The organism is Bacillus sp. RC51, from assembly GCF_044908115.1.
Taxonomy (GTDB): Bacteria; Bacillota; Bacilli; order Bacillales; family Bacillaceae_G; genus Bacillus_A; species Bacillus_A mycoides.
In genome coordinates this window covers 97,840-124,317 of record NZ_JBIYCW010000007.1, presented here as the reverse complement: position 1 = coordinate 124,317, position 26,478 = coordinate 97,840, and the positions used below count along the sequence as shown (strand labels likewise).

Here is a 26,478-nt window from a genome sequence, read left to right as displayed (position 1 = left end):
ATCCCCCTGTTTGTCATGTACTTTCTCTCAATGTTTTCGGAAGGTAAATTGTAAAAATAGCTCCCCCATTTTTCTCGTTTTGAATTTCAATTGTTCCCTCTAGTAGATCTACCATTTCTTTCACGTTTGCTAGTCCGTAACCACGATCATTTCCTTTCGTTGAAAACCCTTTTTGAAAAATGGTCGTGATTTTTTCTGCCGGTATCCCTGCTCCACTATCTATCACTTCAAACACAATATCGTGTCCAATATCCGTAACAAAGAAGGAAACACTCTTTTCCTCTTGTCCACTCACCGCGTCAAATGCATTGTCGATTATGTTTCCAAGGATCGTAATAAGATGCGAAACTTTTATATGGTCTGGTAACGGATGAAGCGCACTATCTCCTTCAATATGAAAATCAATTTTCTTCTCAGATGCTGTTCCGATTTTCCCTAATAAAATAGCTTGTACTTTCGCATCGTGAATTTGATGGAATAAAATATGGTTTTGGCTTTGATGAATGCTAGATTCTTGCTGAATAAATTCAATCGCTTCTTTGTAATGTCCTAACTGGAGTAATCCTGATAGGACGAAAAGTTTATTTGTAAATTCATGTGTTTGAGCGCGTAAATCCTCAGAATACTTTCTTACTTCAGATATTGTATTCACTAGATTTTGCAGTTCTGTTTTATCTCTAAAACTACATACAATACCTACCGTACTGTTATTTTCGAGTACCGGTGTCCTATTTAAAATAAACACTTTATCTTGAAACGCGATTTCTTGATCGCTTTCTAACACTCTCTCCATATTAAATTCCGGTAAAACTTTTGAAATGTGCTGCTGCATATAATCACCATTTACATGAAGCATTTCTTCTGCCGACGTATTCATCATCGTAATAAAACCGTTTTGATCAATAGCGATAATTCCTTCTTTTATAGATAGTAGTATTGCACTTCGTTCCCGGTATAACGCTGCGATTTCATTCGGTTCCAAACCAAGTGTATCCTTCCTAATACTACGTGCTAAAAGAATTCCCCCAACAATGCCGGCTAATAATACCGCTAAGGAAAATAGTATGATTTCTTTCGTTCTACTCAATATGTTAGATTCAATACCTTTTATTGAAAACTCTACTGTTACAACGCCTACTACTTGATCGTAGTCTCCGTTCTGAACAATAATGGGTGCTTTCGCCATTAAAGCTGGTCCACTTGCACCATTTCCTTCGAGCGTATAATAACCACCAAAAGTGAGTGCTTCATAGTTATATGGATTGTTACTCTTTGTACCAATTAGCTCCGAATTAGAATGCGAATACATAACCCCGTAACGATCTTCCACAATTACATAATCCGCACCAGCTTGCTCACGAACTTGTTCCGCAATAGATTGAATGTTATTTTTACGCTCGTTATTTTGAAAAGCCTCTTTTATAGCTGGCATAAAAGAAAGAGATTTAGCCGTTTGCAGTGCTAGCTGTTCCACTTGGTGCTTCGTATCAACGGACTGAATGTAAACAAATATTCCCGTTAATAGGAGAACGACAAATAAAATTAACGTAATAATTAAGCTTACTATTTTCGTTTGTAATGACACTTTGCGTGATTTTTTCATACTTCATATCCTTTGATAAAATATTCAAAACTATCAATCTCCTTTTCCTATTATTATGACAAAACTGAAAATGAATCAACTATTAAAAACTCCATGTACATAAAGTACAAAAAGAATAAAATTGTCATAATATTGAGATTTCAATTCAAGGACAGTACAATTCAACTATATTGAACACGCTTTCATAATTATCATTTTATTTATAAGCAAGAGGAGGAATTATTATGGCTCAAGCAAAATCTAACCGAGTCGCCGGCAATATCTTCAAAGGTTCTGTCGGCAATTTAATTGAATGGTATGACTGGTACGTTTACTCTGCTTTCGCTGTTTACTTCTCAGCAGAGTTCTTTCCTAAAGGAGATCCAACGAGTCAGTTACTGAACACAGCAGCTATTTTCGCAGTCGGATTTTTAATGCGCCCTATCGGAAGTTTATTAATGGGACGCTATGCAGATCGGCACGGCCGCCGGGCAGCATTAACGCTTTCCATTACAGTTATGGCCGGTGGTTCTTTAATTATCGCCTGTACACCTAGTTACGAAAGCATCGGTATTATGGCACCAATTATTTTAGTTCTTGCTCGTTTACTTCAAGGGTTATCACTTGGCGGAGAGTATGGAACTTCCGCAACGTATTTATCTGAAATGGCTAGTAGTGGACGCCGTGGTTTTTATTCAAGTTTTCAATATGTAACGCTCGTTGCTGGACAGATGGTTGCGTTAGGCGTTCAAATTGTTCTTCAGCAATTACTAAGCGAACCAGATATGAAAGCTTGGGGATGGCGTATTCCATTCATTATTGGTGCGATGGGAGCAGTAGCTGTATTATGGCTTCGACGTACAATGGATGAATCAGAGCAGTTCTCAAATATGGAATCGAAAAACCGCGAAAGCGCAGGAACCGTTCGCGCTCTTATGAAACACCCGAAAGCAGTATTAACAGTAGTCGGCCTAACACTAGGAGGCACTGTCGCATTCTATACGTACACAACATACTTACAAAAGTTCATGGTAAACACAGTTGGTCTCCCGAAAGAAGTTGTAAGCTGGATTAACTTTGCCGCACTACTTATATTCGTCGTACTTCAACCAATTGCAGGGCTATTATCCGATAGAATTGGACGCCGCCCACTATTAATGGCTTTCGGTATTCTCGGAACGTTACTAACAGCACCAATCTTCTTCTTTATGGAAAAAACGACAGAACCAATGGTAGCATTTTTACTCATGATGGTCGGTCTCATTATCGTTACTGGTTACACTTCCATTAACGCAATTGTAAAAGCCGAACTCTTCCCAACTGAAATTCGTGCACTTGGCGTAGGTTTACCGTATGCACTAACCGTTGCGATATTTGGCGGAACAGCGGAGTTCATCGCATTATGGCTAAAAAGTATCGGAATGGAATCACTATTCTACTTCTATGTAGCTGGATGTATCGCGATAAGCTTTATTACATATTGGCGTATGGATGAGTCATCGAAGACTTCGCAGATTGAGGCGGAGCTTGGTGGTGGAGATAAACTAGCTAATAATAAATCTAGTTGAAATTATGTATTCTATGTTCTTCGTTTACCCGAACTCGATTTGCTTTATTTAAAAAAGCATAATTTATTAATATATAATTTAAAAACCTCTACTTATATGTAGAGGTTTTTGTATGACGAAAAAACACGTAGTTCCATTGTCATTTTACAAACCCCAAATTCTTCCTCATCTTAAAGTGGAACAAATTTATTACTTAGAGTGTCTAATAAGTGTATTTCTAATATTAGTTGTCCAGATTGGATACAACATATCCCGTTTGACATCTATTTTTATGTATTACAAAAAAAAGAAAGGACTTATTATTCCCAAAAGTAAAAAATATGTATTGTAATACTACGGTTAAGTATTACAAGTTTAATACTTTCACAGGTGAACCATTACAAGTGAAAGCAAAAAAGAAACACCCCAAACCGTGACTTATCAATCATATAAAGCGAAACTTTAATCAGTGGGGGTCTTACTGCCCGTTGATGCGAGATAAACGTTTTGGATGTCCTTTAACCTGTGAAATCTTAGCTACAGTAGTATTGTTACCCTATGCCATCTTTAATTGCATTGGTATTTAGAATACCTAGACAAAATCCATATATTCTTGAAAGAGGTTGAAAATTTATGTTCGTTTTAAACAAGTTCTTTAACATTTTACATTACAAAAAGATTGTGCCTGTAATATTACTTTCATGTGTATCACTTATAGGCTGTTCCAATAGTAACACTCAATCTGAACCACCTAAACAAACGAATCAAGCTAATCAAATTAAACAAGAAAATACAGGTAATCAATCTTTCGCTAAACTTGAAAAAGAATATGATGCTAAGCTTGGTATTTATGCACTGGACACAGGTACGAATCAAACTGTTGCTTATCATTCAGATGATCGTTTTGCATTTGCATCTACATCTAAATCATTAGCTGTGGGCGCTCTTTTACGCAAGAACTCATTAGAAGCTCTTGATCAAAGGATTACGTATACTCATGAAGATCTTTCTAATTATAATCCAATTACTGAAAAGCATGTTGATACAGGAATGACTTTAAAAGAACTTGCAGATGCTTCTGTTCGATATAGTGACAGCACAGCACATAATTTGATTCTTAAACAGTTAGGGGGCCCCTCTGAATTTGAAAAAATCTTGAAAGAAATGGGAGATACTGTTACTACTTCAGAACGATTTGAACCTGAATTAAATGAAGTGCATCCAGGAGAAACACACGATACCAGTACACCAGAAGCGATAGCTAAGACACTTCAATCATTTACATTAGGAACTGCACTTCCAATAGAAAAACGTGAACTATTAGTAGATTGGATGAAGAGAAATACAACTGGAGATAAATTGATTCGTGCGGGCGTACCAAAAGGCTGGGAAGTAGCTGATAAAACAGGCGCGGGATCTTACGGAACAAGAAATGATATCGCAATTATTTGGCCACCAAATAAAAAGCCGATTGTTCTTGCTATACTTTCTAATCATGATAAAGAAGATGCTAAATACGATGATAAACTTATTGCAGACGCAACCAAAGTCGTGTTAAATACCTTAAAAGCTACGGAATAAATGATAATAGGTTAAAAGTTTTCTATTTTAGGCGGGTGTTTTCATCAAATAAAAATTTGATAGTGTCCCTAAAACATCTGGACTTTAATAGCCAACTAAAAAATGCAAACAAAAAGACCTTTAATCAGTCGTTTTGTTTGCATTTCCTTTTTCTAAAACTACAGAAAAGATAAGTACTATAGTTAACACCATAATAAACCTTACTTCACTTCCATCACTTACAAAAAATGAATACAAAGTATAAATTAAAATTAATATTCCATAAATAACTTTGTGCAATGAACTCCCCCCTTTTTGCCGTATATATTTTAGTGCAAAAATTTAATTCAAGCCCTATATCAAAATGAAAAGCACCTGTGATATACACAAAGTGCTTTTCTCTTGTCAATTTATCTATTTTCACTATATTTATCTATTTTCTTTTTATAACTCAAATTTCTTCGAATCGTACTTTTCTAGAGTTTGCTGTAATTCATTTTGTTCATATGGAATATGTTTATCTGTCTGTACATCTTCAACATTTTCTCCACCTGTTAATAATCTCCTGTACTTAAAAGAGTGGCCTGTTAATACTGTTGTAATCATTTTGTATTGCCCTCCTTTTGTTTGATTACTTGTATCATAAAACAAGTATCTGAAGTTGATATGTAGTCTATCTAGAGTGTATGTAAATTTAAAAAATCTCTAATAAAATGTTTATGTTGTAACGTTACCACCAAAACTAGTGCTTCAAACACCATGATTTGAAGAGATAGTCCCTCATGTTCTAGCCTCAATTCCTCCTACAGTTCTATATTCAGTAAAACTAGTTAATCCCTATAATATAAAAAGAGCACCACTTTTTGGATGCTCTTCGTCATAACTATATATTATTTAATTTCCTTCTTTTGTTGGTACCATTTTTCCTTCTTGAGAGTCTGTGCCCTCTGTTCTTTCAACAGTTTTTGCATGTTCTGGTTTTTCAGGGGCTCCCATTTCAAATCTAGATTGAGAATCTGTACCTTCTTTTGTTGGTACCATTTTTCCTTCTTGAGAGTCTGTACCCTCTGTTCTTTCAACAGTTTTTGCATGCTCTGGTTTTTCAGGGGCTCCCATTTCAAATCCAGATTGAGAATCTGCACCTTCTTTTGCTGGTACCATTTTTCCTTCCTGAGAACCTGTACCTTCTGTTCTTTCAACAGTTTTTACGTCTCCTTTAGGAGTTGCTGGCACTGCATCTTTAGGTAAATCAAAGTTTTGTGAGAAAGACGTTGTTCCATCTGCACTCTGTGTAATTACTTGATTGGAACTATTTTCATTTGACTTTAAATTGTCCATTTTCGCATCATCTGCACCTACTGCACCTCCCGCTACCAATCCTGTACTTAAAAGTGCTCCTGCTAATAATGTTTTAATCATTTTCATTACCTCCTGTTTATTTGTAATATTCATCAAAAAAGTATCTAGAGTTAATGTTTTAGTCATTATCTTTATCTACTTGCTTTTTGATTACATTTAGCATAAGACAAGAATCTATAGTTGATATGGACTGTATCTGGAGATTATGTAAAGAAAAATAGATGATCAATTGTATATCCTAATGGATGCTTAGACAAGATTGAAACTTTATATGAGTTTGAACAATTGAATTCCCCTTTGTTTTTGGGTGTGAGGTTTTTAACTGGAGTGGAGTGAAGTGAGGGACTAACCTTTTCTAATATGAAAGCAAACTTTTTATTATTACATTCAAAACACTGTAAATAAAGATGTTAAAAATCCGTGAACAAAAAACAACATCTCATTGATGTCCACCCCATCAGAGGTATGGAAGGGAATTAAATATAATCCTCCCCTGTCTTTATGCATTAAGATAGAAAAAATTATAAAGTGAAACTTTAATCAGTGGGGGTTTTGTTCATCCCCCACTGATTATTAGCCTTCACCAATCGGGCGTTTACGGGCAGTCGATCTCCCACCTAACTTCTTTGCTCCACCTGAATTTTGAGGTGGGAGTTTTACTGCCCGGCAAATAGCGGGATAAATATAGACTTAAATATTTTTTTGAAAGGATATTGTTTAACAAACATAAAAAAGAGCTACGGCTGTATGAGAACCTTAGCTCTTTTTTATGTTTATTGTTTATTATATAAATTATTTAACGCTAGAAGCGCTATCATATTACCAACTGAAATACCACCAGGTTCCCCCGATGCTCTCCCTCTAAAACAAATGACAAGCCACCTCATGCCCCTTCGCAATCTCCACCATTTTCGGTACTTCCTGTGCGCATTTTTCAGTGGCGAATTTGCAGCGCGTTCTGAATTTGCAGCCGGATGGTGAGTTGAGTGGGCTTGGTACTTCACCTTGCAGAATGATCCGTTCTTTGCCTGTGTTCGTTGGATCTGGTTCTGGCATGGATGAGAGTAGTGCTTGTGTGTATGGATGTGCCGGTTTTGTGTATAGGTCTTCGCTGTCGGCAATTTCTACTATGTTTCCTAAGTACATGACTCCGATTCTATCTGATATGTGTCTTACCATGGATAGGTCATGTGCGATGAATAAGTATGTGACGCCTGTTTCTTCTTGAATATCTTGCAGCATGTTTACGACTTGTGCTTGGACTGAGACATCTAGTGCTGAGATTGGTTCGTCACATAGGATGAAGTCCGGTTTTACAGATAGTGCGCGTGCGATGCTAATGCGCTGTCTTTGGCCTCCGCTAAATTCGTGCGGGTAGCGATATAGGTGTTCTTCTTTTAGTCCTACTTTTTTGAGAAGGTCTAGAATGATTTCTTTTCTTTCTTCCGCCGTGTAAGAGCCGTGAATGTTCATCGGTTCGCTAATAATTTGGAATACGTTCATTGTCGGATTTAATGATGCGTATGGGTCTTGGAAAATGATTTGCATTCGTTTTCTGTATTCTTTTAGTTCATTTTCTTTTAGATCTGCGATATCTTTTCCGTCGAATAGAATGTTACCTGAAGTTACATCGTGTAAGCGAATGATACTTCTTCCTGTCGTTGATTTTCCACAGCCTGATTCTCCTACTAGTCCGAATGTTTCACCCTTTTTAATTGTGAAGCTTAGGTCATCGACTGCTTTTAATTGCTCTGTTTTTCTGCCGAATAGTCCTTTTTTAATAGGAAAATACTTTTTTAAGTTCCGAACTTCAATTAAGTTTTCTTCATGCATGTGAATCACCTACCGCCCTATCGTTTAGCCAGCACATAGAGCGTCTTCCGTTTCCGATTTCAAAATATGGCGGACGTTCTTTTTCACAAATGTCCATTTTATGCGGGCAACGCTCTGCGAATGGGCATCCTTCCGGCGGATGTAGTAAGTTTGGCGTTACACCTTGAATTGGAGCTAGTCTTTCTTTTACGCCGTTCGATATTTTTGGCAGAGAGTTTAATAGCCCTTTCGTATATGGATGGTTCGGCGATTGGAATATATCAAGTACATGTCCTTCTTCCATAATAAGTCCGCCGTACATAACGATGACGCGTGTACAGTTTTGCGCAACAATTCCAAGATCATGTGTAATAAGAAGTAACGACATATTCGTTTCGTTTTTTAAGTTTTTCATTAAATCTAGTATTTGTGCTTGTATCGTTACATCAAGCGCAGTCGTCGGTTCGTCCGCAATGAGAAGGTCTGGGTTACAAGACATCGCCATTGCAATCATAACCCGCTGCTTCATACCACCGCTTAGTTCATGCGGATATTGTTTTACCCTTTCTTCCGGTGAAGAAAGACCGACTTGTTTTAGTAAGTTAACCGCGATATTTTGTGCTTCTTTCTTTTTCACTTTTTGATGCCGAATAATTACTTCCGTCATTTGCTTACCAATTTTCACAACTGGGTTTAATGCCGACATTGGATCTTGGGAGATGAGTGAAATTTGATTTCCTCTAATAGAGCGTAATTCTTTCTCCGATTTAGAAAGCACGTTTTCATTTTGAAAAAGAATCTCTCCTTCTTTCACTTTCCCTGGCGACGTAACGAGAGCCATAACGGATTTCGCCATAACGCTCTTTCCGCTCCCCGATTCGCCAACAATCCCAACAACTTCACCCTTTTTCAAACTAAATGAAACGCCGCGAACCGCTTCTACTTCGCCGTCTTCTATGAAAAAAGAAGTCTTTAAGTTTTTTACTTCTAATAGTTTTTCAGACACGCTTTTCACTCCCCCTCACTTACAGCCTTAATTCTCATGATGAGCCCCTTTTGGTGCGAAAGCTTTTTTCAACGCTTCACCGATTACGTTAAAACTTAGTACCGTTAATAGAATAAGGAACCCTGGGAAGAGTGTTAAATACCAAGCTTCACCTATGTATCCTTGCGCATTATTTAGCATGCTGCCCCAAGAAGAATCTGGTTCTCTAATACCTAATCCTAAGAAGCTAAGTGATGATTCCATTAAAATCGATGTCGCAATTGTTAATGTCGCTGCGATTATAATCGTCGATAAAATGTTAGGAATTATATGTCTTACAATAATCATCAATGATTTTTGTCCAGATACTTTTGCATATAAAACGTACTCACGCTCTTTTACAGATAACGTTTCTGCCCTTACAATACGTGCGGTGTCCATCCACGTTAATAATCCGATGATAAGAACAAGCGTTGTAATTCCTGGTTTTAAATACGCATTTAATAACAGCATTAAGAAGAATGATGGAATCGACATAAGAACTTCAACAATTCGCATTAAGAAGTTGTCTAACTTTCCGCCAAAATATCCGCTAATTGTTCCTACTGCGGTCCCGATTGTAATGGAAACAACCATCGCTAGAAAACCAACAGCAAGGGAAACTCGTCCGCCATATAACGCTCTCGTTAAGTAATCCCTTCCGTAATCATCCGTTCCGAAAGGATGACTTAAACTCGGTTCTTGTAAACGATCTGGAATCGACATTTTACTAGGATCGTACGGTGATACGAATGCGAAAAGAGACGCGATTGTTAAAACACCCAGTATAATAACTCCCATTACTACAAACTTATTTTTTGTAAAACTATTTTTTATCGTTTGAAATCTCCTATTGTTCATTCCAAATCACCCCCTCATTCGAATGCGTGGATCTACTACGCCATATAAAATATCAGCAATTAAATTACCGAGAATTAACATGAACGATGATAATAATGTGATTGCCATAATAATTGGATAATCAAATCTAAAAATAGCATTTACCCCGAGTGAACCAAGTCCTGGCCATGAGAATACTGTTTCCGTAATGAACGCTCCGCCTACTAAACTTGGAATGGATAATCCGAAGATTGTAATGATCGGTATTAATACGTTTCGAAGTACGTGATTAAATAAAACTGTTTTCTGTGAAGCACCGTACGCATATTGAATTTGTACGTAATCTTCTTCTAATTGCTGAATTGTACTTGAGCGAATATATCTCATATAGACAGAGATGTTTTGGAACGCTAGCACCATGCAAGGTAAAATACCGTGCTGGACAATATCCCAGAAGGAATCTTGACCGACTGTGCGCATACCCATACTCGGAAGCATGTTCAATTTTAAAGAGAATAAATAGATTAATAGTAACGCGAACCAAAAGACTGGCATTGAGATTCCCACATAGGAGATGAAGTTCACAATGCGGTCAAAGAACGAGTTCTTTTTCACACCTGTAAATAGTCCAAGTGGTATTGCGATTACAAATGAGACGAGTAAAGATGATCCCATTAACCCGATTGTTGCGGGTAATCTTTCTGTAATAAGTTCTAAAACAGGACGATGGTTTTGAAGTGAGTATCCAAAATTCCCTGTTAAAATATTTTTTAACCATAAAAAATATTGCACGTAAATCGGCTGATCTAGTCCTAAACTTTTGCGAATACGTTCAACGTCAATCGGACTCATATTCGGCGTTACAAAGTTTCGAACGGGATCGCCCGGCGCTAGTTTTATTAATAAAAAAGAAATAATAGAAATAACAAATAAAAGCGGAATCGCATTTAAAAGCCTCTTTGCAATTACTTTATACACAAACTTCCCCCCTCAAGATAAAGAAGCTGATTTCCACCAGCTTCTTCATAGTTTCTTATTTCACTTCATAAATCTTCGATAAATCTTCAAACATTGTAACTGGAATTGCTTTTGCTTCTTTTAATCCATCAAACTTTTTATCTACTGCAATAACTGCTTTCGGATATGCGATTGGAAGATAAGGTAAGTCTTCTCTAGCTGTATCTTGGATTTTATGGTATAGCTCTGCGCGTTTTGTTTTATCTGTTTCAACCGCAGCTTCTTCCCATAATTTATCGAAATCAGCGTTTTTATAACGTGCATAATTGTATTCAGCATTACTTAAGAATAAACTCTTATATGAATCTGGCTCTGGTCCCATTATGTAACCACCGAATGTAATGTCATAGTCTTTATTCGCTTTATCTAAGCCTTTTTCACTTGCTGCACTAGCATCTAATGCATTCAGTTCAACTTGTAAACCAACTTCTTGTAATTTTTGTTGTGTATATAGCGCTAAGCTTTCCATAATTTTATTATTCGTTACATACATAACGCGTATTTTTTCTTTATCTTTCACACCAGCTTTTGCTAATAAATCTTTCGCTTCTTTTTGATCATACTTATACTCTTTAATATCTTTCGCATAATACATAGCGTCTGGTGTTAAGATTGAATTTGCTGGTTCTGCAAATTGACTAGAAACGAATGCTGAGTTAATCATTTCTTTCTTATCTAATGCATGCGCAATTGCTTGGCGCACTTCTTTTTTCTTCATAAGGTCTGTATTAAAGTTATAAGCTAAGTAGAATAATCTACCTTCAGGGAATGTCACCATTGAGAAGTTCCCAGTGCTATCTAATTTCTTAAAGTCTTGCGGCTCAATCATCTTCATATTGATTTGACCATTTTGAAGTGAAACGTTTGCCGTATTACGGTCTTTTACAACGCGGTACACGACAGAATCTAATTTCGCTTTACCAGCAAAATAATCATCGAATCGCTCTAGCGCAACATATTCATCTGACTTAAATTCTTTTAATTTAAATGGACCTGACCCTACAGGTTGTAGGTTTTTCTTACTCTTCACTAAATCTGCTTCACCTTCAAATACATGTTTCGGAATTGGGAAGAAGTCATTCATAACCCCTTCGAAAGATGCACTTACTTGTGGTAATACAAATTGAGTCGTTAGCTCATCCACTTTTTTCACCTCAAGCGGCTTTCCTTTAAAAATAAAGTTTTCACGGCTTGAACTATTTTGCTTCTCATCTAGAATAGATTTGAATGTAAATACAATATCATCTGATGTAATTTTCTTACCATCATGCCATTTCAAATTATCCTTTAATTTTAAAGTCCATGTTAATTGATCCTCTGAAGGCGTAAAGCTCTCAGCAAGAACAAATTTTTTCTTACCGTCTTCCATATGATACAGCGGTGCATATAAAGCTTGCTGTATCGTGAGCGAGACACGATCATTCGCATAAAGCGGGTTCATCGTATCTGGATTATCACTAACACCAACTGTTAACGTTCCTCCATCTTTCGGAGTCCCTGATTTACTAGTTCCTGCTTGCTTTGAAGAATCTTTCTCCCCTGAGCAAGCCGCTAATGCAATAAGTAATAGTAGGACAAATGGTAATGCAAACAACTTCTTCATATTTCGACCCCTCTCGACTATTTACACCTATAAGAAAACTCGGAATTAATACCGAGTTTTCTTATAGGTTTTAAATTACCACTACCCGTATGTATTGTCAAACTTTTTCGCAAAGATAGACAGTTTGAAATCTATTAATGAATTCTTGCGATAAAGTGAAACTTTAATCAGTGGGGGTTTGTCCATCCCCCACTGATTATTAGCCTTCACCAATCGGGCTTTTACGGGCAGTTGATCTCCCACCTAACTCCTCCGCATTCGCCGAATTTTGAGGTGGGAGTCTTACTGCCCGGCAAATAGCGGGATAAAATATATTTATGCGGAGGGTAAAATAAAAAGACCACGAATAGGTAGCCTCGTAAAATGCGTTGAAAAACTAGCAGCCTATAGGAAATTCCTCTGAAATGGTTGTTATATATAATTGAAAATGTAGAATGAGATTAAAGATAAAAAAACATTTTTAGGAGGTTATCATGACATTTGATGAATTGAAAAAAAACAAACCAACAACCCCATGGATTGAGCATGATGAAGATGGGGAATTTTTCACTGAAGAAAATATAAGTGCAACAAATACAGTTCTTGACACTTACATTAACAATTTAGAGCAATTAGGCGAGAATCCAACCGAAGTCGAAGTAATGCAAGTCGTTAAAGAGGTAGTTATAAAAATAAATGAACTAAATATCGAACATGACCATTTTATCGAAACAATGGAAAGAGAAGATCTCTATGAATTTATCGATACAGCAGCACGAATAGCTGGCTTAGAATCCGAAGAAGATATTACAGAAGAATGGCGGGAGTGGTAAAAAACTGCACCTCTAATTGTTAGAGGTGCAGCTTTTTTCATACGCCAATTGAATTAATTCATATCTGCATAGGATTCACATGTTCCAACATAATATCAATTTGATTTTTACCACGAAGATTTAATGATAAATAAATATCGGCACTTGCTTTAAGCAAATAAAAACTAGTCTCTTCTTTGAACTGGTACATAGAGCCTTCACCTTAAATATATTTACGTGATTAATTTAAATTAACAAAGGCTTTATTCATTCCGTATCCATAATGTTCTTCCATTCTTCATCGATCCTACTTCTATTTCTCACTATTTTTTCACCAGTAGTATCTCTTGACTGAATAAGTAACATCTGGACACTTTGTTTAGCAAATACTAACCACTCAGAAAAGTTGAATGCTAATGGATTTCCATGATACATCATAATTTTACCTATGTTTCCACTGACCGCCACAGAATGGGCAATGAAAATCATTTTTTCTAACCTAATATTATTTTGTATCGATTTTAATTCTTTTATATAGATTGGGGATAAAAATTCATCCTTTGATAAAGTAAATTTAAAATACATTTTAGTACACATTTCTATAATCGCTGGTACCGTACCCATTGTTAGAAAGTGCCTTATATCATATCCTTCTATATACATCCACCTTGTTATATCTGCAACTGTTTTGCTATTCTCACCTAAATTTCCAAACTGTAATAACTGAGTAAATCCCCATCCTGGAATTGGTATTCCCATTTTAGTACATACATCTGATAAAATGTGTCCGAGCCAAATTAACGGTGCAAATATTTTATTATCCATAGGAAAATCCTGATATTTTTCAATTGGAATACAATGTATGATCCCTTTCGAATCAATTAAGGTTGTCCTACCATTAAACATGTCAATTAGTCCGAATATCAAACCAAACAATGGATCGTGACCTAAATTCATCATTCTATGTGTTTTAGGATAAAATCCATTTACTTGATTTGCATAATCAGGAAAGGCTTTCGTTGTACTAGCATCAAAATTCACCTTGCATTTTTCTTCTAATAACTGAAAGAAGTCATTTAATTTACCATTCTCATCTATACCTAAAGTACGAAGCCATTCAGTAAATGGACTTCCACCTTGTTGGTACTTTTTCAAATAATTGATATCTTTCGGTACCTTTACTAAAAACAAATCGACTATTACTCCAACAAGACCAATTACAACAGAAATAGTTATATCTAATTTTGTTAAAGATGAGATTAGGTCTGCACGATTGTTCACATCATTTAACAGTTGTTTTTCTAATTCATCAGATATGTTTTTAAAATATTCTTTAGAATAAATTCTTAAATTACTATCTATATGATTTGTTTTTTCATTAATAATCTCATCTTGCTGTAGATTCGATTTAGAAAACAAATTTGAAATTTCTTTTTCAAGTCTCTCTATTTCTTCTAAGTTCTCCTGATTCATTCTGTTAACATAGAATGAATCAGAAGTGATAAAGCTTATACTATCCTGTATGGAAGAAAATTCTTCATTAAAATCAATGATTTTCTTTTTTGACATTTTTACCGTCCTTTATTTATACAGTAGTTTCAATATCATTTAACACTTTATAAGAGCTATTAAGAGAAGTACGTAAATAATCAATAGACTTAGCTAACGTTTTAATTTTCTCTTTATTCTCCTTTTCATTGAACTTCAAATTACATAGTTGTTTCTCTAATTCTCTAATAACATCTTGTTGACTTTTAATCATCTCTTGAGCAAGTCGAACATCTTTTTGAGCAAGAAGTATAATCTCCTTCATCACTACTTCCAATTTCGCACCTTCACGCAAAGCAAACTCAGATGAACTACTTAAAGCCGCACCCATAACCCCTCCGCTTAGCACTCCAAAAATCGTACCACCTCCAACAATCACGCATAATCCACCTGCTATTCCAAAACCACCTGCAGCAACAGCTCCTCCTCCTAAAGCTGCTAATCCTGCATTTACCGCAGCTGCACCATAAAGTCCAAGAGGAGCTGCTAAACCTCCAATAAAAGGTGCTGCAAATCCTGCCGTAATTGCTAATAATACAGCGCCTACTCCTGCACCAATTAACATTCTCGTATAGAATCCAGATATAGAACGAATTGAATTTTTAAATGCCTTTCTATAACGTTCAATGAATTCTTTATCGACTTCTAACATACCAGCAAATTTCTCCAATAAAAAATCTGCATACTTGTTGTCTAAATTTACTCTTTCATAAAACTTTGTTTGAAATTCTCCGATTGGAAAATAAGGAACAAACAAAGACAACTCTAATAGAATCAAATACTGAGATATATTAAAATTCTCATTCATATTAATAATATGATTAGATGTTTTTCTCAGTTCTTCTTCTCCTTTAATAAAATCTAAATCTGTTTTATTATCTGCGTTGTTTAAAACCTGAAGAATTCCTTTCTCCCAAATATGTAACCATTGAACTTTCTTTTCTTTATATTTTTCATTTTTTTCAATGCCGATATCTTGTTCTACGATGTAACGTTGCATGCTAAATAAAAGTCTAGTTTGTTGAATATCTAAACCAAATTGTTCTAATACATCTTTATTCATAAAAAATCTCTCCCTTTCAAAACTGCTGCTCTATTTTAATTATAACAGGAAATTTTTTCATAAACAGGTACATGGATTGTTTGCAAATTCGTTATAACTACTTCTAAGACGATTTGCTAGATTTCTTAGTTGAATTGCAAATATTAATTATTTTTCTCCTAACTTTTCAAAACCCACATAACAAATTGTGGGTTTTGTTGAACTATCAAATATGCAAAAAGATTTCTACCATCCTACAAATATAATTACCGTCAGGTCTTCTTTTCTGCTAGTAATTACATTGAAATTTGATATATCAAAAAACGAATAATCCCCACCATTAAAATCTTTTTTATTAGAACATAACTTCTGCAGTGTATGGAGTACCCTCATAATTATCCCTCTCTAACTAAAATTAATCTATTTTCCAAACTCATTTCTCTAATTAAGTACCAAGGCATTTTGAACATAAATATCTTATATTCTTTAAGATGTATATCTTTAGAGTATTAAATAAACAGAAAAACAGCCGAATCTTTGTATAAAAGTCGGCTACTTTCTTATAATTAGAGCTTCCCCATGCGAAGAAGTTCAACAACTGCTTGGGAACGTCCTTTAACCCTTAGTTGTTGCATTACCTTTGAGATGTATAGTGTTTGCAAAAATAAAATTCTATTCCCTTAAAAACAATGCTGCTTTTCCAATCACTCGTGATTTATATCACTCCTTAGAAATCGATCATTGGTCTTTTAGATGACTCAGCTTCTTTTATCACTTGTATTATCAAGAAAATTCTCCTTTACCTTTTGAATCGTAAGATTGGGACTTTTATATAGGAAAGCATTTTGTTTAAACTCATAACACTCAAGGTTGATAAAAGACTCGTATAGACTCTTTTGTCGTTTATTAAATATCTAAGTCAAATTATTGTACATCTATTATTAAAATAATTATTTTTTAAATTTATCAATTACTTCAGTATTGGCTCAATTTATATCCTAAGCTTTTTTAAATTAAGCCCATACCTATAACATTCAGTGTCCCTATCGAAAAATTATGTCCTCTTTTAACACTTCAATATATTCCATATAGCCATTTGCAATCAGAAACAATACTAGTATATTTATCTCTCTTCAATTTCTATTTATAATATTTCCAATCTCCCCTAGTAATTTTCATTTCATTAGGATAATTAACTAAAAAGTAATCAACTAATTTATAGAAACACAAAATATCATTACATACAGATACTAGATATAAGAAGCTTTTATTTTTTAATTTATGAAAAAAAGAAAATAAGACTCTTACCCAAAGTAAATCTAAGTTAATAAACATATTACGCTTATAGGCACAAATTATTTATTAATTTACAAATGATTGGTTTTAATGTAATAATAAGATAAAATAGTTATCTGAATTTATGGAGTTGGAATAAAATGTCTGAGGTAGAAGTTTTTGTTTCAAATGAAGGTACCCAATATATTTGGCACAGGGGACAAGAAAAGATTGTTAAACTTACTGATGAGGAAGTTAACTTAATAGGATTTAAAGTAAGATTAATGGAAGACAAAGAAATCCTCAACAGACAATCTGGGAATGGTATATCTATGGGAATACCTATAAAATTAAACAAGGATAGATTAAAAGAGATTAAAGATATGCTTGTTACTGTGCTAAAAAGTGGACCTTTTATAGACATTGAAACACATGTTATTGATAGGTTAGTGTTAGATTCTTTATTGGATGAAGAGGATCCACAGAAAAGAGGGTGGGAAGACGAAGAAGATGTTAAAAATTGTGTTCTGACTGCAAAAAAAGTAGTTGGAGTACGATTAAATGTAAACCATCAACACCCTGAAAATACTAACAAGATTAAACACCTACATCCACATTTAGCTCTGGTGATTTCAGGAAAAAAAGAGGATGGTAGTGGTCGTCTCGTTTTGGTAATATTAAATGAAAATACAATTAATGTAATAACGATATTATAAAAATTTTATTTATAGTGTATAATTTAAGTAATATATAGCATAATTTATAATAATTAAGAAATGAGGTGGGGTTATGTTATTGGCTGAGAGACAAAAAAAGCAAAGAGTTGAAACACCATGTAGATGTGGGTCTAATGCTAGTCTACAAATTGGAACAGTTGAACATTTGGTTGGTAAATCTCAAATTTTAATACACAATATTCCCCATTACTATTGTTCTTTTTGTGGAAGAAAATCGTATGATATAAATATGAAAGTTACACCTTTTTTAAAGATTGCTTATAAACGTGGTTTAAAAGAATTTGATTGGAATCAGAAAGATTCATTACTTTAAATAAGAGGACTACAATCTTTAGAATTGTAGTCCTCTTATTTTTTATATGTTACTTACTGTACTCAATATTTTTGTATTGATTCATCCTTTCATTTCTGTTAGACACATCTTCTTAAATACCAAAATTAAATCTCTTAATTAAATTAAAGGTTTTTCACCCTTTTTTGTACAAAACACAACTCAAAAACTTGCAAGAATACATCTCCAATTCATAGTAGGCCATATGTTTCAGTTCCAACTTTAAGTGGAGACGTTCTCGATTTCAATTTCATAATTCATCACCTCATCCCCACTATATGCAAGAAAACATTGTGGACCACCCCATTCTTTCAATAGATGTTCTAAACACTGAAATAATCCCGGCTCAACTTTCGCTAAAATTAAGTGAGTAATTTCGTTTGTCCTTTTCTAAATTGGTAATCCACCTTAGTCTAATCCACTTGATTCAAGAACTAATTGAAGAAGGATTCGCATTAGACTCTACAGCTAAAAAGGGTGAAGCTCTATTACACAGCATCAATGAGATATTTTTCTCCACTCTCTTCTTCACTAACGCTAAAAGTATGAGCAATTCCCTTTAAATATATCTCTACAATATAAAAAGTTCAGCTGTAGAAAGAACCAAGCCCCATATCTAATTAATTAACTATCTGTCAATCTATATTAATATAAAAAATTTGAAATCAGGAGGTACTATACAAAAAATAGTATTTGATTTCTAACAAGAAACTACAACACACTTTCATACACAAAAATATCCGCATCACCCAACAAAGCAGCTTATCCCCAAATAAAAAAAGACCACCAAAAGGCGATCTTCCCATAAAAACTATCTCCTACTCCTCCATCTCCAACATCTCATTCACATTCTCCAAATCAAATGCCTCAGGATCAAATTCACCAAGCCACTCTAGCAAACCTTCATCCAGTTCACCTTCTCCTCGCAATGCCTTTTGGATTTCATTGTACATATAAGGGCCACCACAATCTTCTGGTGGGCATGCTCGTTTTCCTTTTTGGCATATAGGAACGATTGCCTCTTCATCAAATGGTAATATTTTTTCTAGCACTAGTTCATGTTCCCAGCCATCTCCGAAATCATATGTGTATAGGCATTTTTGTTTTTCTTTCGTTATTAATGCACCAATTTTCGTGTCTGCTGCATCATGTTGTGCTTTTTTGGATGCAAACATGTCCCCGGAGTGTTGCACTTCTACATATGAATCATTCGTATAGAAGTTATATAAATGACAGTCTTCCCATCCCATTACAATTTGGATAATTTGATGCCATTCTTCAAAGGTTACTCGGCTATCAATAAGAAACCTTCTCCAAATTGGTGGGCGTATTCCTTTTAGCGTAATCTTAAATTGATAAATCGCTGGTTCTACTTCTACAATATTTCGTTCTCTTATCCCCTCGCCACTTTTCCCACCAAGAAACTCAATGATTTCTGCTAATCGTTCCTTTTCTGCAGGGGGCATTACTTTCAAAAAACTATCTGTTTGAAGATCCTTAATAAACTCTAATATAAATTTATCAATTATCATTTACAATCACATCCTTACTTACTTTATCCCCATATTAACCAACAGCAAAACTCCCACATCAAAATTTGATGTGGGAGTCAGGATACCCGTAAAAAAACGATTGGTGCTGGCTAGTAATCAATTACCCGTGATTACAGTTTTATTTTCCTCTGTCACCCTCTTAACCTGCAAAATCCGACTAACCGGCACACTCGCATCATGCATAACTGTTAGTGCTTGTGAGAAGTGTTGTAAGTAGTTTGGATCGTGACTTTTTGGTGATACGATGATCATTTTTCGGTTTAGTTCTTCTTCGAATAGGGTGAAGACTTTTTCTTTTCGGCTATCGTCTAGTGCGCTGTCGTATTCGTCTAGGATGATATAGCCTGGGGAGGCTTCAATTGTTTGTAGTAAAGCTAGTGCGAATAGTAGAGATGAAAGGGATTCTTCTCCTCCTGATACGCCGCTTCCTACTTTTCCTCCGCGTCCTTTGGCGCTAATGTCTTCCATTTTGCCGCGGTGACCTTTTTTGCGTGCTTTTATATAAAGATAGTAGCGCATTTCACCGTGTTTATTTGTATCCATGTTCCATTCTATTTTTCCTTCGAAGTGGAATTGTTCCATGTACTGTTCAAACTTTTTATGAATTTTGTGAGCGTTCATCTGAATCGTCGTTTCTAGGCGTTCTCTCATAAGCGCTATATTTTCGCGAAGTTCGTTTAAAATTTGTTCTGCGTTATGTAGTTCTGCATTACTTTTTTCATTTTCTTCTTTCATCTTCGCATAATTTTCTGGTGCCAGCGGATTAACCGTTTCGCTTAAAGCACCTTCTAACGTAATCTGTGCTTCTTGTTTTTGAGAAAGTGCTTTTGCTTCAGACCATTTTTCAATTTGTTTTTCCCAGCCGATTTGTTCTAACAATTTCCCGTACATGTCATCCGTGTCTTGTTCTTCTCTTTGTATCACAATCAACTTCTCTTCTGTCGATATGAAATACTCTTGAATATACTCTTTTTTCTTTTCTAAGCGCTGAATATCAGCACGCAATGTTTCTACATCTTGCTTTTGTTGTTTTACTTTTTGACTCGCTTTATTACATTCAATTTCTAATCTATTACAAGTATCATCAAGTATATCTCTTTGCTCTACTACTCCCTTTAGCTCGTCCAATAACTCTCTATGAATTTGTTCAAGCTTTTGCATATGTGCGATTTTTTCTTTTTCCTTATGCAGTTCTTCATATATCATTTCGTACTGTTCTAACGTTTCAAGACGTTCTCTTAAGCGAGATATGTGCGTATGTAATTCTTGATTAATTGCATACAGCCTTAGTATTTCTTGTTCTAACCTTTGCTTCTCTTCTTTTTTTCGCCCTAACTGTTCTATTCTAAAGGTACGTTCGGCAGCTTTTTGTAAAATTGCTTCTGCATCTCTTACTTTGTATACAATATCGTGAAGTTTTCTTTCTTTTTCTTGCAGCGTATTAATGTCGTGCTCATATTGTATTAACTGTTTTTCATTTTCCTCAATCCATTTTTCTGTCTCTTCTAAGCGTTGCATAATCGCTTTTTCACTTAAGATATATTCTGCCTTTTCTTGTTCACCACGTAATCCTCTTGTATCAATTAAACTACCTTTTTGAATACACGGCTGCTCACCTGTGAAGAATTGTTTTACCCACCATAAAGCTTTCATCGCTACAGAAACGAGGTTTTCATTATCGCCTTCTTTTATTCTTAACTTATACTGTGGTAATGAAATTACACTTTCAGTTGGAACGATTAATGGCAATGGTACGTAATATAAATCATTTGGTGGTGTAAATTCTTTTGAATCTACGAAAATTGCATATTTAATTGTATTTACAATATCTTCATTACGGAATTCTGCGGCTTCTTCTAATTCAATTAAATCTCGAAGCGGATAAGCTTGTAATCCTTGCCTTCTAAAATATCGCAAACCTTCTTCTTGCCTCGGGCTTACGTAACGATTTAACTGTAGTTGCTTTTTCTCTTCATATTTTTGCTGAAGGTCTCTTTTTACCGTTTCAACAAAATCTTTCGTTTGTCTCATCAAGCCTTCTACTTCTTCATGTTTTTCTTGCATATGAAAACTAGATTCATATTGCTCTATATAACTCTTTGCGGAAATGACGGCTTCTTCATCACCATCTACTTGTACTTCTAACTTCGCAACCTCTGACCTTAACTCATTTAAAGTATAATTCGTCTCACTAATAATCTGTTCCGTATATACCTTTTCCTTCTCAGCTTCTTTCAACTGCTGTTCTTTACTACTCTTTTCTGCTCTTACAATCTCTTCACTAATACCTATATTTTTCACACGATCCGTTACATCTTTTATTTCTTCTTTAATCGCGTTCCATTCTCGCTCTTTATCTTTACTTTCCTTTTTACACTGTAATTGTCGTTCTTCGGCAATTTCGCGCTCTTTTTCCGCACTTTGAAAACTTGCTTGTTTCGCGTGTAACTCCGTTTCTAATTGTGTAAAATGGTCTTCTCCTTGCAGAGCTTCTTCATACTTCTCATCAAGAACCTCTTTAACATCCTCTAGCTCATCCTTATACTTCATACGTTCTGTAAAATAATGATCTTCTAGTGTACATAATGCTGTTTTATATTGTACAATCCCTTGTTTTATACGATTTTGTTGATCTTCATAACGATTTTTCTCTTTCTCCCATCGCTCAAGTTCAAACTTATATTGAATTTGGTTATTACGAGCCGTTTGCAAAATAGCTTCCTTATCACGTTCTTGTTCTTTGAAAGATTCCCAAGACTTTTGAATAGTGTCAATCCCTGTCATTTCACTAAAAATACGGAACCTCTCTTCCGGCTTCATAACTGCAAATTGATTTACGTCTTGTTGATACCAAATTAAATAAAACGCATCTGGATCAATTTTATATTTTTGAAGAAGCATTCTTTTATACTCTCTAAAGTTAAAATGCTTGTCCGAAGATGAGAAACGCGTTTCTTGCTCCCACTCATCTACTTGATCACCTTCTGCAATATAATATTCTTTTTTCAATGGATGACCTGGTTCTTGCTCGAGCACAAGCATAAATCTTACATATTTCGCCGCATCTACGAATCCATCATTCTCATATACGAGCTCAATTTTTGCTCGCCATACTCTATTGTCTGGCAGATTTTTCGAGCGAAGTCCTTCCACATTTACTTTCGTAGATGCCATAACAGCTCCCCAGCAAAACGTTAACGTTGATTTTCCGGCACCATTTGCACCTGATATTAAAATATGATCACGTTTTCCCATTAAAGAAATCGTTCTCGGCTTATAATCACGTATACCGGAAAAAGAAATACGGTATGGAATCATATCGTTTCTCCACCTCCTACGTTATAACGTTTAAAGAATTTTAAAACATCATCCATATGAAGTTGTTGTGACTGACTAAATTCAGCTGCCCTATGCAAGAACGAATCTGAAAACATTCTACTTCCAATTGCAGTTAATGCATATGCCTCTTCTTGAGATGGAGAATCATATTTTGTAATCGCTCCAATTTTTAGGAGTGGATCTAAATTCGTTTGTACTTTTCTACGTGCTTGCAACGTTTCATGTCCAAGCGCACTAAGTAATTGATTAAATAGCGTAAATTCATTTTGCAACACTTCTTGATGATAAAAAATAAACATAAGTAACCCTAAACTTTCTGAAGATAATACTTCTCTCGCCTGCTTTGCTGGCACTCGCATCATAACAATAACTTGGTCACGTCGTTCATCATATACACACTGGAAGTAGCCACTTAGCGCACCGTTTATTCTTTTTACAAATGACTCAAATCCTTCTATATCTTCACTATTTAACCCAAGCATCTTCATTACTTCTTTGCGACGCAATCCAAAATTTGTCGCCCTCATACGCGCTGAAGATGAAAATAAAAGTTGCATAAACGTATGCTCTTCATCACGAGACAATATGTACCGAAGTTCCCCTAATTTCGCGAGCGGATTAATTCCTTTCTCGGCTTCGAACTCGTTTTCGTTTATCATCGTCACTGCCCCATTCCCATTCTTTTTCTATATTTCTTTCTTTTACATTTTGATTATCCATAATATCGGCTTTATTATTAGCCGTTAAAGCTGACAGTGCGATTAATGCATTTACCGCATCTCCCCACGTATTAGACCCCGCTTCAAGTACAAGTTCTTCCATATCGACTTCTTCTTGTTCCATAAGAAACTCTTCTAATCGTTCCGTTTGAATTTGGTCTTTCGTCATACTCCACTGCTGATCTGCAAGTAGCTTCTTCACTTCTGCTTCTGACATTTCTTCTATTTCTTCATATTCTTCCTGAACAGCTTCTTCTATATGATCCGTATATGGCTCGTACTCTTCCAAAAACTGAATACCACTAGAAATCGCGGCACTTGATAGTGGCGCCGCAAACTGTACTGGCATCCATAGGCCATCTTCTCTCTCACCTTCTCTACGGTCTTGCTCCATAAAACTTAAAATTTCATGCGCATCTGGCAATTCCATATTTTGTTTCGTAAAACAATTTTCAATAAAACGGCGAAGTGCCTCATGACGAATGCTCGCTCCGACTGTAGATTGTTGAATATGTGTAAAATGTAAAATCTTTTTAATCGTTCCAAGGCTCACTTGTGACCCTTCAAACATAACGCTCGTACCTCTTTTCACAAGAGGCTCTAACACAAGGCTTTCCTCAAACGTTTGAAACTTTTGGAACCTTTCCTCAAAACGAACATTTAGTTCATTCATTAAACGATGAATAATTTGTACTTGCGGCAGCGCATAACGATCCGCTAAATATTCTAGTTCTCTTTCTTTTAACCTTTCCACCGCTTCCTCTACATTCTTTATCATACTTGCTAACTTATTTCCGCCCGATACACCTTTATCATCATACGCTTCACTTAAATCCGCATCACGATTCGCTTGATATAAAGACCTCGTTATTTCATCTTGCATGTAATACGCTAACGAATCGTTTGCTAGCCTGATTAACACATCAATCATTCGCTTCCCAACGTCCATCATCGTAATTTTGCTTTTCCCTTTTGAAATCCACCCATATTTATCTAGAATATTAATGAAATGTTCTAAGCGAATCGATGGGTCACCACCATACATATTACGGTAACGAAATTTCAACGTACGCACATCTTCAATAGAAGACGTCAATCCTAGCGCTTCTTCATTTAAAATATTTAATAGTAATAGAAACTCGTATGTTTTCAATGGATCATTAAAATACTCACTTTGCCCAAGCTCTGAAATAACACCTGATAATTTATTTAAATCTTTCATCGCATTTCGTACTGAAATATGCGACGAATCTGTTTGTAAAATCGAAATTACTGACTGATCCATTTCTTCCAAGTATCCACACCTCCTAAACTTTCTTCCTGTTCAATTTCGCGTAAACGAACCGATTTCTCGAATTCATCCTTATTTAATACCTTTCCTTCTGGAGAAATCCATCTCGTATACTGTTCATATGAGACAACTAGTTCAAATAACTTATCACTAATAATCTCCCCAGCACCATCATAATCCGTCCAAATAATAATTTTCGTAATAGATTTTGAATGATTCAATACACTTTGGATCAACTTTCTATGTCCACTACGTAATTGACCATCCACTCCCACCACAAGGCTACCGGTACTCGCAATAAAGTCATCCTCTGCGGCTATCCTCGTTAATACTGCTCTATTTTCAACGAGCCATAACACCTTCGCATCTGTTTTATACTCATGACGAAATACAACTAAATCCGTTAATGAACGGACCGTATCACACTCATAATACGTATTACCTTCCTGTAATTTCCCGCAAAAAAATATAGGCGTCACTGTCCCTAAGCTAACTAAACCTAAACAATGCGGCGGAGCATCTAACATATCTTCTAACTGATCAAGAAACTCTTTTTTATATTGATCAAACTTTTTAGAACCACCAATCACTTCATAATACGCTGCGCCAATCTCTTTCCAATCAAACGTACGCTTCTCACAACTAATTTTAAATATAGCAAGTAGAAAATCTAAAAACAGAACCTTCTTATGAAACGACCAACGTTTTTCATCTATAGGAGACAAAGTACTTTCGATATCTTTTCCAATGCCCTCCAACACATTCCACAATCTTTCCGTGTACTCATTTGTGTACTTTGGCATAGACTGCTTCTTCTGCATCCATTGATGTAAAATCTCTTCCTCTCTTAACTTTTCTAACTGTCGTTCCTTTTCCATATATGTAAACAAGCCATATCCCATTCGATAAAAAATGTCACGAACCGTTTTCCCATCTTTCTCAAAACGAACTTCCTTAATGAAAATCCCTCGTTCTATACAATCTAGCATTTCATGTATCGTTAACCACTTTAAAACATCACTTTCTCTTTTCCTTACATTAGGTGAATAAAAGTTTTTTGTAATAGTAGTAGAAACATCTGAAACTTCTTCTTCACTAACAAGAAGTTCCGCTGTTTTTATAATCTTACGCGGGGTCTGCTTTATAATGGGGAGAATTGTTATACCTTGTTCTTTACGTATATATAACTCATCAATCTTTTCAGCACTTTTCATTACATACGATTGAACAAATTGTATGCTTTCCATACTTCCACTTCCTTATTTACAAGCTATTTTCATTGTAACATACACGGGAAAAGCTCTTCCTACCAATGAATACCACACCCATAAAAAATATATCAGCGATTATCCAATTATATCGACCGTAACTCCGAATTTATCGGCGATTCGACACAACTTATCGACTTACCGACAAACTTTGCAAAAACTACCTTCAAAACTAGCAACCAATCCCAAAGCACCTGCGCTATAACATTTCGTAAACTTAAAAGTCTATGATAGTCAAAT

At 35.4% G+C, this 26,478-nt stretch carries 21 protein-coding genes and 1 pseudogene; 5 read left to right on the top strand and 17 right to left on the bottom strand.

Annotated features, from left to right (window positions below; translation table 11 throughout):
* Positions 1 to 13 precede the first annotated feature (13 nt).
* A complete protein-coding gene (locus ABH959_RS15975; protein WP_404492852.1) occupies positions 14 to 1,603 on the bottom strand; it encodes an ATP-binding protein in 1,590 nt (529 codons plus the stop codon).
* Positions 1,604 to 1,827: 224 nt separating this feature from the next.
* Here ABH959_RS15975 and ABH959_RS15970 point away from each other — a divergent pair, with 224 nt between their 5' ends.
* Both ABH959_RS15970 and blaIII read left to right on the top strand, forming a co-directional pair.
* On the top strand, positions 1,828 to 3,150 hold the full coding sequence (locus ABH959_RS15970) for an MFS transporter (RefSeq protein WP_404492851.1): 1,323 nt from the start codon (positions 1,828 to 1,830) through the stop codon (positions 3,148 to 3,150).
* A 612-nt stretch (positions 3,151 to 3,762) separates the two neighbouring features.
* The gene (gene blaIII / locus ABH959_RS15965) at positions 3,763 to 4,710 is read left to right on the top strand and encodes a class A beta-lactamase BlaIII (RefSeq protein ID WP_404492850.1); all 948 of its coding nucleotides are present in this window, start codon (positions 3,763 to 3,765) and stop codon (positions 4,708 to 4,710) included.
* Between the two features lie 120 nt (positions 4,711 to 4,830).
* Here the strand turns inward: blaIII and ABH959_RS15960 are convergent, their stop codons facing one another.
* The 8 genes from ABH959_RS15960 to ABH959_RS15925 all read right to left on the bottom strand — a co-directional run bounded on the left by ABH959_RS15960 (position 4,831) and on the right by ABH959_RS15925 (position 12,344).
* Positions 4,831 to 4,989 carry a hypothetical protein gene (locus ABH959_RS15960; protein WP_002087303.1) on the bottom strand — a complete coding sequence of 53 codons (159 nt, stop codon included), beginning with the start codon at positions 4,987 to 4,989 and terminating at the stop codon, positions 4,831 to 4,833.
* Positions 4,990 to 5,133: 144 nt separating this feature from the next.
* A complete protein-coding gene (locus ABH959_RS15955) occupies positions 5,134 to 5,295 on the bottom strand; it encodes a hypothetical protein (RefSeq protein WP_002150223.1) in 162 nt (53 codons plus the stop codon).
* A 288-nt stretch (positions 5,296 to 5,583) separates the two neighbouring features.
* Complete coding sequence (locus ABH959_RS15950) at positions 5,584 to 6,108, bottom strand: hypothetical protein (protein WP_404492849.1); 525 nt, start codon at positions 6,106 to 6,108, stop codon at positions 5,584 to 5,586.
* Between the two features lie 801 nt (positions 6,109 to 6,909).
* Positions 6,910 to 7,881, bottom strand: coding sequence for an ABC transporter ATP-binding protein (locus tag ABH959_RS15945; RefSeq protein ID WP_002134672.1), 972 nt, complete (start codon positions 7,879 to 7,881; stop codon positions 6,910 to 6,912).
* The gene (locus tag ABH959_RS15940) at positions 7,874 to 8,866 is read right to left on the bottom strand and encodes an ABC transporter ATP-binding protein (protein WP_113936675.1); all 993 of its coding nucleotides are present in this window, start codon (positions 8,864 to 8,866) and stop codon (positions 7,874 to 7,876) included. The genes ABH959_RS15945 and ABH959_RS15940 overlap by 8 nt, the downstream gene beginning before the upstream one ends.
* Positions 8,867 to 8,893: 27 nt before the next feature.
* Positions 8,894 to 9,745: an ABC transporter permease gene (locus ABH959_RS15935; RefSeq protein ID WP_002186601.1), complete on the bottom strand. Its 852-nt coding sequence runs from the start codon at positions 9,743 to 9,745 to the stop codon at positions 8,894 to 8,896.
* 6 nt (positions 9,746 to 9,751) lie between these two features.
* Positions 9,752 to 10,702 carry an ABC transporter permease gene (locus ABH959_RS15930; RefSeq protein WP_002035186.1) on the bottom strand — a complete coding sequence of 317 codons (951 nt, stop codon included), beginning with the start codon at positions 10,700 to 10,702 and terminating at the stop codon, positions 9,752 to 9,754.
* A 55-nt stretch (positions 10,703 to 10,757) separates the two neighbouring features.
* Positions 10,758 to 12,344 (bottom strand): ABC transporter substrate-binding protein, encoded by a 1,587-nt coding sequence (locus tag ABH959_RS15925; protein ID WP_219301367.1) that lies wholly within the window; start codon positions 12,342 to 12,344, stop codon positions 10,758 to 10,760.
* 473 nt (positions 12,345 to 12,817) lie between these two features.
* Here ABH959_RS15925 and ABH959_RS15920 point away from each other — a divergent pair, with 473 nt between their 5' ends.
* Positions 12,818 to 13,156, top strand: coding sequence for a hypothetical protein (locus ABH959_RS15920; protein WP_404492848.1), 339 nt, complete (start codon positions 12,818 to 12,820; stop codon positions 13,154 to 13,156).
* A gap of 246 nt (positions 13,157 to 13,402) precedes the next feature.
* Here the strand turns inward: ABH959_RS15920 and ABH959_RS15915 are convergent, their stop codons facing one another.
* The 3 genes and pseudogenes from ABH959_RS15915 to ABH959_RS15905 all read right to left on the bottom strand — a co-directional run.
* The gene (locus tag ABH959_RS15915; protein WP_404492847.1) at positions 13,403 to 14,704 is read right to left on the bottom strand and encodes a hypothetical protein; all 1,302 of its coding nucleotides are present in this window, start codon (positions 14,702 to 14,704) and stop codon (positions 13,403 to 13,405) included.
* Between the two features lie 16 nt (positions 14,705 to 14,720).
* Complete coding sequence (locus tag ABH959_RS15910; protein ID WP_404492846.1) at positions 14,721 to 15,746, bottom strand: hypothetical protein; 1,026 nt, start codon at positions 15,744 to 15,746, stop codon at positions 14,721 to 14,723.
* Between the two features lie 545 nt (positions 15,747 to 16,291).
* Positions 16,292 to 16,375, bottom strand: a pseudogene (locus ABH959_RS15905) (helix-turn-helix domain-containing protein); the annotation flags it as partial.
* Positions 16,376 to 17,161: 786 nt separating this feature from the next.
* Between ABH959_RS15905 and ABH959_RS15900 the strand changes: the two are divergent.
* A complete protein-coding gene (locus ABH959_RS15900; protein ID WP_404492845.1) occupies positions 17,162 to 17,716 on the top strand; it encodes a hypothetical protein in 555 nt (184 codons plus the stop codon).
* Positions 17,717 to 17,789: 73 nt separating this feature from the next.
* A complete protein-coding gene (locus ABH959_RS15895; RefSeq protein ID WP_016716613.1) occupies positions 17,790 to 18,050 on the top strand; it encodes a YgiT-type zinc finger protein in 261 nt (86 codons plus the stop codon).
* 836 nt (positions 18,051 to 18,886) lie between these two features.
* On the opposite strand, the gene ABH959_RS15890 is transcribed toward ABH959_RS15895, so the two are convergent.
* The 5 genes from ABH959_RS15890 to ABH959_RS15870 all read right to left on the bottom strand — a co-directional run bounded on the left by ABH959_RS15890 (position 18,887) and on the right by ABH959_RS15870 (position 26,217).
* On the bottom strand, positions 18,887 to 19,600 hold the full coding sequence (locus ABH959_RS15890; RefSeq protein WP_404492844.1) for a plasmid pRiA4b ORF-3 family protein: 714 nt from the start codon (positions 19,598 to 19,600) through the stop codon (positions 18,887 to 18,889).
* A 117-nt stretch (positions 19,601 to 19,717) separates the two neighbouring features.
* A complete protein-coding gene (locus ABH959_RS15885) occupies positions 19,718 to 22,939 on the bottom strand; it encodes a hypothetical protein (RefSeq protein ID WP_404492843.1) in 3,222 nt (1,073 codons plus the stop codon).
* On the bottom strand, positions 22,936 to 23,619 hold the full coding sequence (locus ABH959_RS15880; protein WP_404492842.1) for a nuclear hormone receptor family protein: 684 nt from the start codon (positions 23,617 to 23,619) through the stop codon (positions 22,936 to 22,938). Before ABH959_RS15880 ends, ABH959_RS15885 begins: the two co-directional genes overlap by 4 nt.
* A complete protein-coding gene (locus ABH959_RS15875) occupies positions 23,579 to 24,973 on the bottom strand; it encodes a hypothetical protein (RefSeq protein WP_404492841.1) in 1,395 nt (464 codons plus the stop codon). Before ABH959_RS15875 ends, ABH959_RS15880 begins: the two co-directional genes overlap by 41 nt.
* Entirely contained in the window at positions 24,949 to 26,217 is a 1,269-nt protein-coding gene (locus ABH959_RS15870) for a toprim domain-containing protein (RefSeq protein WP_404492840.1), read from the bottom strand. The genes ABH959_RS15875 and ABH959_RS15870 overlap by 25 nt, the downstream gene beginning before the upstream one ends.
* Between the last annotated feature and the right edge of the window lie 261 nt (positions 26,218 to 26,478).